The organism is Variovorax sp. Soil_C_33 (assembly GCF_057656935.1).
On the sequence record NZ_JBDGJK010000022.1, the window covers coordinates 16,230 to 25,937 of the forward strand.

Sequence of the window (9,708 nt, forward strand, 5' to 3'; positions counted from 1 at the left end):
GGCACCTTCTGCAATGAATCCTGAAGTGCAGCTCGCCTTCCGCGAGGTCTCTGCCGAGCGCTGGCCCGACTTCGAGCGCCTGTTCGAAGCCAAGGGGAGCCCCAAGTACTGCTGGTGCATGGCCTGGCGCGCATCGTCCGCGGAGGCCAAGGAAGCGAACAATGCCGGCCGCAAGGCGGCGATGAAGGAGCGCGTCTGCTCAGGGGTACCGGTGGGTTTGCTGGCCTATGCCGACGAGGAGCCCGTCGCCTGGTGCTCCATCGCGCCGCGCTCGACCTACCGACGCCTGGTCAGCGACCAGAGCCCGGACGACGGCATCTGGTCGATCGCGTGCTTCTTCGTCGTCCGAAGACTGCGCGGTGCGGGCATCATCCGCGAGCTCATCGCCGCCGCTATGCGCCACGCGCGGGCGCATGGCGCGAAGGTGGTCGAGGCCTACCCCGTGGACGCCGATTCGCCTAGCTATCGTTTCATGGGCTTCGTGCCGGTGTTCGCCGAGGCCGGCTTTGCCGAGGTGGGGCGCGAAGGCAAGCGCCGCCATGTGATGCGCCTCAGACTTTCATCACCACGCCGTTCGAAAAAATGAAGATTCGCCCCTTCCGCCCCGCCGACGAAGACGGCGTCGTCCAACTCTGGCACGCCTGCGGCCTCACCCGGCCGTGGAACGATCCGCACCGCGACATCCAGCGCAAGCTGGGCGAACAGCCCGAGCTCTTTCTGGTCGCCACCGAGAAGGACGCGTTGATCGGCTCCGCGATGGTCGGCTTCGACGGCCACCGAGGCTGGGTCTACTACCTCGCGGTGTCGCCGCAGCACCGCAGGCTGTCCATCGGCCGCGCGCTCATGCAGGAAGCAGAGCGGTTGCTTATCGAGCGCGGCTGCCCCAAGATCAATCTGCTGGTCCGCTCGTCGAATGCCGAGGTCATCGCGTTCTATCGCAAGCTCGGGTACACGCAGGACGACGTGGTCAGCCTCGGACGACGACTCATTCACGACACCCCATGACGCAGATCGAAAACAAACTCAAATCCCTGGGCCTGGTCCTCCCGCCGGCCGTTGCGATGCCCTCTGGCGTGGCACTGCCCTTCCCCTGGGTGCGCATCGTCGGACGGCGGGTGCTGATCTCGGGCCACGGGCCGCAGCATGCCGACGGCTCGCTCGCCGAGCCGCTCGGCAAGATCGGGCGCGAGCTGACGCTCGAGGAGGGCTACGAGGCGGCGCGCCTGACCGCGCTCGGCATGCTCGGCAGCCTGAAGCGCGCACTCGGCGACCTGGACCGCATCACGGCCTGGGTGCGCGTGTTCGGCATGGTCAACGCGGCACCGGGTTTCGACCGCATGCCGGCCGTGATCAACGGCTTCTCCCACCTGATCCTCGAACTCTACGGGCCCGAGGTCGGCGCGCATGCGCGCAGCGCGGTCGGGCTGGCCGAGTTGCCCTTCGACATTCCGGTGGAGATCGAAGCCGAAGTCGAAATCCGCGACTAGGACCTCGTTCCCTTGCTCTCCGCCTCCTGCAGCAGGCGCCACATCACCTTGCCGCTGCCGCTCTTCGGCAACGCGTCGACGAACTGCACGGCGCGCGGAATCTTGTAGACCGCCATGTTCTCGCGGCACCAGTCGATGATGTCCTTTTCGGTGGTGTTCTTGTGCGTGGCGCGCAGCACCACCACGGCCTTGACCGATTCGCCGCGGTAGTCGTCCTTCATGGAGATCACGCAAGCTTCCTGGATCGCCGGGTGGCGGAACATCAACAGCTCGACCTCGGCCGGCCAGACCTTGAAGCCGCTGGCGTTGATCATGCGCTTGAGCCGATCGGTCATGAAGAAGTAGCCGTCCTCGTCCATGCGGCCCATGTCGCCGGAGCGGAAGAAACGCTTGCCCTCGAACTCGACGAAGGCCGCGGCCGTGGCGTCGGGTCGCTTCCAGTAGCCCTGGAACACCTCGGGGCCGCGGATGATGATCTCGCCCGATTCGCCGATCGGCATCTCCTTCAAAGTGTCGGGGTCGACCACGCGCGCGTCGGTGCTCATGTAGGGGATGCCCAGGCACTGCTGTTTGGGGTTCTCGAAGGGGTTGGTGTGCGAGGGTGCCGCGGTCTCGGTCAGGCCGTAGCCCTCCTGGTACTTCAGCCCGTACTGCTCCAGCAGCCGCTGCGCCACCGCCTGCGGCATCGCGGCTCCGCCGCCGCCGATGTAGGTCAGGCTGCTCAGGTCGAAGCTCGCGAAGTTGGGGCTGGCCATCAGGTCGATGACCATAGTCGGGATGTTGGTCCAGCTCGTGACCTTGCGGCGCGAGATGAGGCGCCCCGCCACCTCGCGGTCCCAGCGTGGCATGACGACCAGCGTGCCCCCGACCAAGATGGTGGTGTGCATCATGCTCACCACGCCGGTGATGTGGAACATCGGCACCACGGCCAGCACCACCGCCTCGCACGAGCCCAAGCCCCAGAGCTGGCCCGCGCAGGCGTTGTGCATCAGGCTCGAATGATGGTGGATGCAGCCCTTGGGCAGGCCGGTGGTGCCGCTGGTGTAGGGCAGCAGGGCCATGTCGTTGGCGCCGACCACGTGCTCGGGCGTCGCATGCCCGGCGGCGAGCGCCTCGGTCCAGGCCATGACGGTGCCGCCGGCCAGCGCAGGCAGCGGATGGCGCGCGAGCAGCCAGTCGCGCCAGACAGGCGGCGGCGCCTCGTCGCCGTCCGCCTCGGCATCGAAGGCGTCGGTGAACTGGGTGACGATCATGTGCGCGAGGCGATCCTTGGGTTCGAGCGCATCGCTGGCCTTGGCGAGCTCGGACGCCAGGTCGCCGGTGGTGATGGCGAGCTTGGCATCCGGATCGGTGATGTAGTGCTTCAGCTCCTCGGCGCGGTTCATCGGATTGACCGGCACCACCACCGCATTGGCCCGCAGGATCGCGAAATGCGCGATCACCAGCTGCGGGCAGTTCTGCATGTCGAGGATCACGCGGTCGCCGCGCTTCACGCCCAGCGCATGCAGCGTGCCGGCCAGGCGCTCGACCTGCGCGGCGAGCTCGCGATAGGTAGTCTCGCGGCCGAAGAAGACCATGGCCGCCTTGTCCGGAAATCGCGCCGCGGAAGTGGCGAGGTTGTGCCACAGCGAGGTGGCGGGAACGGTGATGGAACGGGGCAGGCGCTCGGGCCAGAACTTGTAGTGCGGGCGGTCCATACGGTGATCAGTCTCCAATCAGCGCCCGAGCCTACGACGCCCGGAGCGCGCCCCGCATCGGGGAAGCCCCAAGCGCGTCGCATGGGTGACTCCCTGCGCGTTCTGCCGTACAACGGCAGCTTCGTTCCACCCACCCACCGAGGAGCTCACATGGCAGCAGACAAGCAAGCAAGCGTTCACTGGGAAGGCGCCGGCAAGACCGGCAAGGGCCAGATCAGCACCGAGACCGGCGCGCTCAAGGACCACCCCTACGGCTTCGCGAGCCGCTTCGAGGACGACAAGCGCGGCACCAATCCGGAAGAGATCCTGGGCGCGGCGCATGCCGGCTGCCTCACGATGGCGCTGGCCTTCGCGCTCGAGGGCGCGGGCTTCACGGCCGACTCGATCGACACCAAGGCCGCGGTGCGCCTGGCCCGCGACGGCGCGGGCTTCAAGATCGATCGCATCCAGCTCGAGCTCGAGGCTAGCATTCCCGGCATCGACGACGCCAAGTTCCAAGAACTGGCGGCCGGCGCCAAGGCAGGCTGCCCGCTCTCCAAGGCGCTCGCCAGCGTGCCCGAAATCACCTTACAGGCGCGCCTGCGCAGCTGAATCACACCTGTTTGGTGCACAGATCTTGCATACCAGTTGGCATGAAAGCTGCTGGTATGCAGGACCATGGCCATTTCCGCTCCCGAGATCAGTGCACGCATCGTTGAAGCGGTGATGGCGCAGAAGCTCGCCCCGGGCTCGCGCCTGGGCGAGCAGCAGCTCGCGATGCTGTTCGATTGCAGCCGCACCATCGTGCGGGAGGCGCTCACGCGGCTGGCGGCGCGCGGCATCGTGACCGTGAGCGCGCGCCGCGGCTGGTTCGTGATCGAGCCCTCGCAGGCCGAGGCGCGCGAAGCCTTCGAGGCGCGCCGCGTGATCGAGTCGGGCCTGATCCGCAGCGCCGGGCCGATCGACAAGGAGGCCCTGCGTGCGCTCAAGGCGCATCTGAAGCGCGAGAAGGCCGCCCTCAAGGACAGCGACATCGGCAACCGCAGCTACCTGCTGGGCGACTTCCACGTCTGCCTGGCCGAGTGCCTGGGCAATTCGCTCCTGGCCGACACGCTGCGCGACTTCACCGCGCGCACGACCTTGATCGCGATGCTCTACCAGTCCTCGCACGACGCGGCGCAGTCCTGCGAGGACCACGTACGCATCGTCGCGGCGCTGGAGCGCGGCGACACCGCCGGCGCCGAGGCGCTGATGACCGAGCACATCGGCACGGTGCAGTCCGCGCTGCGCGTGCAGAACCCCACCGACCCGCTGGCCCAGCTGCGCGACGCGCTCGCACCGCTGCGCCACGCGCCTGCCGACGACAAGACCAAGGCACAGCTTTTGCGTGATCCCGATTCATCGACCTACCTAGGAGCCCTGTTATGAGAATTTCCAAACGCCACTTCGCGCTGGCCCTCGCATCGGCCGCGCTGCTCGCCACCGGTGCAGCGCAAGCCCAGAGCGCGCTCGACAACGTGCTCAAGTCCAAGACCCTCAAGGTCGCGGTTCCCACCGACTACCCGCCCTACGGCTTCGTCGGCCCCGACATGGCGCCGCAGGGCTTGGATGTGGAGATGGCCAGGCTGATCGCCGCCAAGCTGGGCGTCAAGGTCGAGCTGGTGCCGGTCACCAGCGCCAATCGAATTCCCTACCTGCAGACCAAGAAGGCCGACCTCGTGATCTCGACGCTGGGCAAGAACGCCGAGCGCGAGAAGGTGATCGACTTCAGCGCCGCCTACGCGCCCTTCTTCCAAGCCGTGTATGCATCGAAAAGCCTGAGCATCAAGAGCTTTGCCGACATGGGCGGCAAGTCGGTGGCCGTGACGCGCGGCGCGATGGAAGACCAGGAGCTCGCCAAGGTGGCGCCTGCCAATGTCGACTACAAGCGCTTCGAGGACAACAACGCGACCATCGCGGCCTTCGTGGCGGGCCAGACGCAAACCATCGCCACCAGCGCCGCGGTGGCCGGCAACATGATGCAGAAGAACCCGCAGCTCGGCGCCGAATACAAGCTGCTGCTGAAGGACAGCCCCTGCTTCGTCGGCATCGCCAAGGGCGAGGACGCGCTGAAGGCCAAGGTGAACGAGATCATCGCGGCCGCCAAGAAGGACGGCACGCTCGACGCGCTGTCGAAGAAGTACCTCGGCAAAGAAGCCGGCGACTTGCCGTCATGACCCACCCCCGTTTCTTGCTCACTTCGTGTAGCCGAATCCCCCCTCAAGGGGGCAACACCAGCGGCCCGGCAAAGCCGGTTCCGCGGTGTTTCCCGAACAGTCGCGGCGACGCCGCTCCATAAGGTCTGCTCATGAACTTCGATTTCGGCGCGGTGCTCGTCGACTGGCCACTCCTGGCGAAGGGCATCGTGTGGACGCTGGGCCTCACGCTCGTCGCCACGCTGATCGGCATGGTGGTCGGCATCGCCTGCGCCTGGGCACGCGCGAGCGGGCCGGCCTGGCTGCGCTGGATCGTGGGCAGCTACGTGGAGCTGATCCGCAACACGCCCTTCATCGTGCAGCTGTTCTTCATCTTCTTCGGCCTGCCGGCGGCGGGATTCAAGCTTTCGCCCGAGGTCGCCTCGGTCATCGCGATGGTGATGAACCTCGGCGCCTATGCGACCGAGATCATCCGCGCGGGCATCGAGGCCACGCCGCGCGGGCAAATCGAGGCCGCAGTGAGCCTGGCGCTCAACAAGGTGCAGGTGTTCACGCGCGTGGTGCTGCCGCCCGCGCTGAAGAAGGTGTGGCCTGCGATGGTGAGCCAGATCATCATCGTGATGCTGGGCTCGGCCGTATGCAGCCAGATCTCGACCGAAGAGCTCAGCTACGCGGCCAACCTGATCCAGAGCCGCAACTTCCGCGCCTTCGAGGCTTTCATCATCGCGACGGCCATCTACCTCGTTCTCTCGGTGGCAACGCGCCGGCTGCTGAACTGGGCGGGGCCGAAGTTTTTCTTCGGGAGATAAGCCGTCATGGTCGAGTTCTCCCTCTGGGACATCCTAAGAAACCTGCTGCTCGCGCTGCGCTGGACCGTGGTGCTGTCGCTGATCGCCTTCGTCGGCGGCGGCTTCGTGGGCGCCGTGCTGCTCTTCATACGCCTGTCGGGCGGGCGCCTCGCCGAGCGGCTGATCGGCCTCTACGTGCAGCTGTTCCAGGGCACGCCGCTGCTGATGCAGTTGTTCCTGGCCTATTTCGGCATCGCGCTGTTCGGCATCGAGGTCTCGGCCTGGACCGCCGCTGCGGTGGCGCTCACGCTCTACACCAGCGCCTTCCTCACCGAGATCTGGCGCGGCTGCGTGGCCTCCATTCCCAAGGGCCAGTGGGAAGCCTCCGGCAGCCTCGCGCTGAGCTTCGGCGAGCAGATGCGCCACGTGATCCTGCCGCAGGCCACGCGCATCGCGGTCGCGCCCACCGTGGGCTTCCTGGTGCAGGTGATCAAGGGCACCGCGCTGGCCTCCGTAATCGGCTTCGTCGAGCTCACCAAGGCCGGCAGCATGATCTCGAACGCGACCTTCAAGCCCTTCGTGGTCTTCAGCTGCGTCGCCCTGCTCTACTTTGTGCTGTGCTTTCCGGTGAGCCTGTACGCCAAGAACCTCGAAAGGAAGATCCATGGCGCTCGTCGCTGAAGCCCCTGCCCTCGCGGCGCCCATCGTGCGCATCACCGCGCTGCGCAAGTCCTACGGCAGCAACGAGGTGCTCAAGGGCATCGACCTCGACGTCAAGCGCGGCGAGGTGATCGCCATCATCGGCAAGAGCGGCTCGGGCAAGAGCACGCTCTTGCGCTGCATCAACGGGCTCGAAGTGTTCCAGGACGGCGCGCTCACGGTCGACGGCAAGCCGCTGCTGCACGAGAGCGCGATGGCGATGCGCGAGCTGCGCCAGCACGTGGGCATGATCTTCCAGAGCTTCAACCTCTTTCCGCACCTCACGGTCGGCAAGAACGTGATGCTCGCGCCGACGCTGGTCAAGAAGCGCAGCAGCGTCGAAGCTGCGTCGCAGGCGCGCAAGCTGCTCGAGCGCGTCGGCCTGGCCGAGAAGTTCGACGCCATGCCCGAGCAGCTCTCCGGCGGCCAGCAGCAGCGCGTGGCGATCGCGCGCGCGCTCGCGATGGAGCCGGCCGTTCTGCTGTGCGACGAGATCACCTCGGCGCTCGATCCCGAACTGGTGGGCGAGGTGCTGCGCGTGGTCGAATCGCTCGCCGACGAGGGCATGACGCTCCTGATGGTGACGCACGAGATGAGCTTCGCGCGCAAGGTCAGCGACCGCGTGATCTTCATGCATCAGGGGCGCGTGCACGAGATGGGGCCGCCAGCCGATCTGTTCGGCAATCCGCAGACGGCGGAATTGAAACAGTTCCTTTCCTCGCTGCACGACTGAAGGCCTCCGTGAGGAGGAACCTCCCGCCTGTGGCAAGCTCCGAGCGGTATGCGCAACCGCTCTTCGCTCATTTCCCGCCGCCTTCTCCTGCGCGCACTGTTGGGTGCCGCCGCTGTGCCGGCGCCTTTCGCCGCGCTCGCCGGCTTCAACTTCTTCACCAGCGAGTACACGGCGAGCCGAGACGAGCTGCAAGCCCAGATCGCGAAGCGCTTTCCGGTGCAGCAGCGCTATGCCGAGATCTTCACCGTCAGCCTGCGCGATCCGCAGCTGGGGCTCGATGCGAAAGCCAATCGCGCCGCGATCACGGCCGTGCTCTCGATCGCGAGCCCGCTGCTGCGCCCGTCCGCCGTCGAAGGCGTGGTCTCGGTCAGCAGCGCGCTCAAGTACGACGCGCCGGCGCGTGCGCTGCGGCTCGACCAGCCCAAGGCCGAGCGGTTGGAGCTGCAGGGCGTGACCGGCCGCGATGCCGAGCGCCTGCAGCAGATCGGCGCGCTGGTAGCGCAGGAACTGCTGCATGGCCAGCCGCTGCGTACCTTCACTGCCGAAGAGCTGACCGTCGGCCGCAAGACCTACGAGATCGGTGACATCACGGTGCAACAGGACGGCATCAAGGTCGAGCTCAAATGAAGCTCGGCTCCAGAATTTTTCATCTCGCGCTCGCAGCATCCGTGCTCTCGGGCTGCTCGGCGCTCGATCTCGGCGCGAAGCGCGCCTTCGACCTGCAGGCCCATCGCGGCGGCCGCGCCCTCGCACCCGAGAACACGCTGGCCGCCTTCTCGAACGCGATGGACATGGGCGTCGACACGCTCGAACTCGATATCGGGCTCACGGCCGACGGCGTGGTGGTGATTTCGCACGACACCGTGCTCAACCCGGACCACACGCGCGACGCGGACGGCGCCTTCCTCACGGCCAAGGGGCCCGCGATCCGTTCGCTGACACTGTCGCAACTGCAGGCCTACGACGTAGGCCGCATCGATCCCGCCACCAACTACGGCAAGCAGTTTGCGAAGCAGCTGGCGAGCGACGGCGAGCGCATCCCGACGCTGGCCCAGCTGTTCGAGCGCGCGCGCGAGCGCAACGCCGCGCAGATCCGCTTCAACATCGAAACCAAGCTGGATCCGACCCGGCCCGACGAAACCGCGCCGCCCGAGCAGATGGTGCGTGCGCTGCTCGCAGAGATCGACAAGGCCGGCGTTGCACAGCGCGTGACCATCCAAAGCTTCGACTGGCGCACGCTCGCGCTGGTCGGCCAATGGGCGCCGCAGATGCAGCGTGCCTACCTCACCAGCGGCCGCACCCTGAAGGACAGCCGCTGGACCTCGGGCCTGCGGCTCGAGGACTTCGGCTCGGCGCCGCGCCTGGTGAAGGCCGCCGCGGGCGGGAGCAAGGGCGCAGTCATCTGGTCGCCGTCCTTCAACGATCTCACGCGCGCGCAGGTCAGGGAAGCGCAATCGCTGGGCTTCCAGGTCGTGCCCTGGACCGTCAACCAGCGCGCCGACATGGCGAAGCTGATGGACTGGAAGGTGGACGGCATCATCACCGACGATCCGGCGGTGCTGCGCGACGTGATGCGCGAGCGCGGCCTGGCGCTGCCGCGCGGGCTCGGCCGCTGAGCCAGGGCCTGTTAGACCCTCACACGTGGCGCGCGGCCCGCGTGCGCTGCGCGCCCGCCGGCGGCTGCCGATCGGCCCGCGCATGCAGGGCTTCGATGATGTGGCACTCTGCATCGCTGCCGTCGCAGCAGTCGCGCAGCGCGATCAGGTCCTTCTCGAGCGAACGCAGCTCGCGCAGGCGTTCGCGCACATGGCCCAGGTGTGCATCGAGCGCCACGCAGGCGGCAGCGCAATCGGCCTTGCTGCGCAGGTCGAGCCCGAGCAGGGTGCGCACCTCGTCGAGCGACATGTCCATGGCGCGGCACAGGCGGATGAAGCGCAGCCGGTGCACGTCGGCATCGGTGTAGAGCCGGTAGCTGTTGTCGCCGCGCGCCTGCGGCGCGATCAGCCCTTCTTTCTCGTAATAGCGGATGTTGGTGGCGCTAACGCCGCTCTGCGCGGCAGCATCGCCGATGCGGTAACCCTGCGCGGCGGGCGGGTTTGCGACTGCCATGGCTTGACCTTCCAGTGACTT

13 protein-coding genes are annotated in these 9,708 nt (G+C 67.1%); 11 read left to right on the top strand and 2 right to left on the bottom strand.

What is annotated here, in order from left to right:
- The first annotated feature begins 13 nt into the window (after positions 1-13).
- The 3 genes from AC3A6B_RS26350 to AC3A6B_RS26360 are packed head-to-tail and all read left to right on the top strand — an operon-like array spanning position 14 to position 1,487.
- Positions 14-586, top strand: a complete 573-nt coding sequence (locus AC3A6B_RS26350) for a GNAT family N-acetyltransferase (RefSeq protein ID WP_487839596.1) — start codon at positions 14-16, stop codon at positions 584-586.
- Positions 583-1,005, top strand: a complete 423-nt coding sequence (locus tag AC3A6B_RS26355) for a GNAT family acetyltransferase (RefSeq protein WP_487839597.1) — start codon at positions 583-585, stop codon at positions 1,003-1,005. Before AC3A6B_RS26350 ends, AC3A6B_RS26355 begins: the two co-directional genes overlap by 4 nt.
- On the top strand, positions 1,002-1,487 hold the full coding sequence (locus tag AC3A6B_RS26360) for a RidA family protein (RefSeq protein ID WP_487839598.1): 486 nt from the start codon (positions 1,002-1,004) through the stop codon (positions 1,485-1,487). The genes AC3A6B_RS26355 and AC3A6B_RS26360 overlap by 4 nt, the downstream gene beginning before the upstream one ends.
- Here the strand turns inward: AC3A6B_RS26360 and AC3A6B_RS26365 are convergent.
- Positions 1,484-3,184 carry a long-chain fatty acid--CoA ligase gene (locus tag AC3A6B_RS26365; RefSeq protein WP_487839599.1) on the bottom strand — a complete coding sequence of 567 codons (1,701 nt, stop codon included), beginning with the start codon at positions 3,182-3,184 and terminating at the stop codon, positions 1,484-1,486. The two genes, AC3A6B_RS26360 and AC3A6B_RS26365, sit on opposite strands and share 4 nt — an antisense overlap.
- A 150-nt stretch (positions 3,185-3,334) precedes the next feature.
- On the opposite strand from AC3A6B_RS26365, the gene AC3A6B_RS26370 reads away from it, so the two are divergent.
- The 8 genes from AC3A6B_RS26370 to AC3A6B_RS26405 all read left to right on the top strand — a co-directional run bounded on the left by AC3A6B_RS26370 (position 3,335) and on the right by AC3A6B_RS26405 (position 9,194).
- The gene (locus tag AC3A6B_RS26370) at positions 3,335-3,775 is read left to right on the top strand and encodes an OsmC family protein (protein ID WP_487839600.1); all 441 of its coding nucleotides are present in this window, start codon (positions 3,335-3,337) and stop codon (positions 3,773-3,775) included.
- 66 nt (positions 3,776-3,841) lie between these two features.
- Positions 3,842-4,591, top strand: coding sequence for a GntR family transcriptional regulator (locus tag AC3A6B_RS26375; protein ID WP_487839601.1), 750 nt, complete (start codon positions 3,842-3,844; stop codon positions 4,589-4,591).
- The gene (locus AC3A6B_RS26380) at positions 4,588-5,379 is read left to right on the top strand and encodes a transporter substrate-binding domain-containing protein (protein ID WP_487839602.1); all 792 of its coding nucleotides are present in this window, start codon (positions 4,588-4,590) and stop codon (positions 5,377-5,379) included. The genes AC3A6B_RS26375 and AC3A6B_RS26380 overlap by 4 nt, the downstream gene beginning before the upstream one ends.
- A gap of 125 nt (positions 5,380-5,504) precedes the next feature.
- Complete coding sequence (locus tag AC3A6B_RS26385; protein ID WP_487839669.1) at positions 5,505-6,167, top strand: amino acid ABC transporter permease; 663 nt, start codon at positions 5,505-5,507, stop codon at positions 6,165-6,167.
- Positions 6,168-6,173: 6 nt separating this feature from the next.
- On the top strand, positions 6,174-6,827 hold the full coding sequence (locus AC3A6B_RS26390; protein ID WP_487839603.1) for an amino acid ABC transporter permease: 654 nt from the start codon (positions 6,174-6,176) through the stop codon (positions 6,825-6,827).
- Complete coding sequence (locus AC3A6B_RS26395; RefSeq protein ID WP_487839604.1) at positions 6,811-7,578, top strand: amino acid ABC transporter ATP-binding protein; 768 nt, start codon at positions 6,811-6,813, stop codon at positions 7,576-7,578. The genes AC3A6B_RS26390 and AC3A6B_RS26395 overlap by 17 nt, the downstream gene beginning before the upstream one ends.
- A 48-nt stretch (positions 7,579-7,626) precedes the next feature.
- Complete coding sequence (locus tag AC3A6B_RS26400) at positions 7,627-8,205, top strand: YceB family lipoprotein (RefSeq protein ID WP_487839605.1); 579 nt, start codon at positions 7,627-7,629, stop codon at positions 8,203-8,205.
- Positions 8,202-9,194: a glycerophosphodiester phosphodiesterase gene (locus AC3A6B_RS26405; RefSeq protein WP_487839606.1), complete on the top strand. Its 993-nt coding sequence runs from the start codon at positions 8,202-8,204 to the stop codon at positions 9,192-9,194. The genes AC3A6B_RS26400 and AC3A6B_RS26405 overlap by 4 nt, the downstream gene beginning before the upstream one ends.
- A 19-nt stretch (positions 9,195-9,213) precedes the next feature.
- Here AC3A6B_RS26405 and AC3A6B_RS26410 read toward each other — a convergent pair whose 3' ends face one another.
- Positions 9,214-9,687, bottom strand: a complete 474-nt coding sequence (locus AC3A6B_RS26410) for a Cd(II)/Pb(II)-responsive transcriptional regulator (protein ID WP_487839607.1) — start codon at positions 9,685-9,687, stop codon at positions 9,214-9,216.
- Positions 9,688-9,708: the final 21 nt, after the last annotated feature.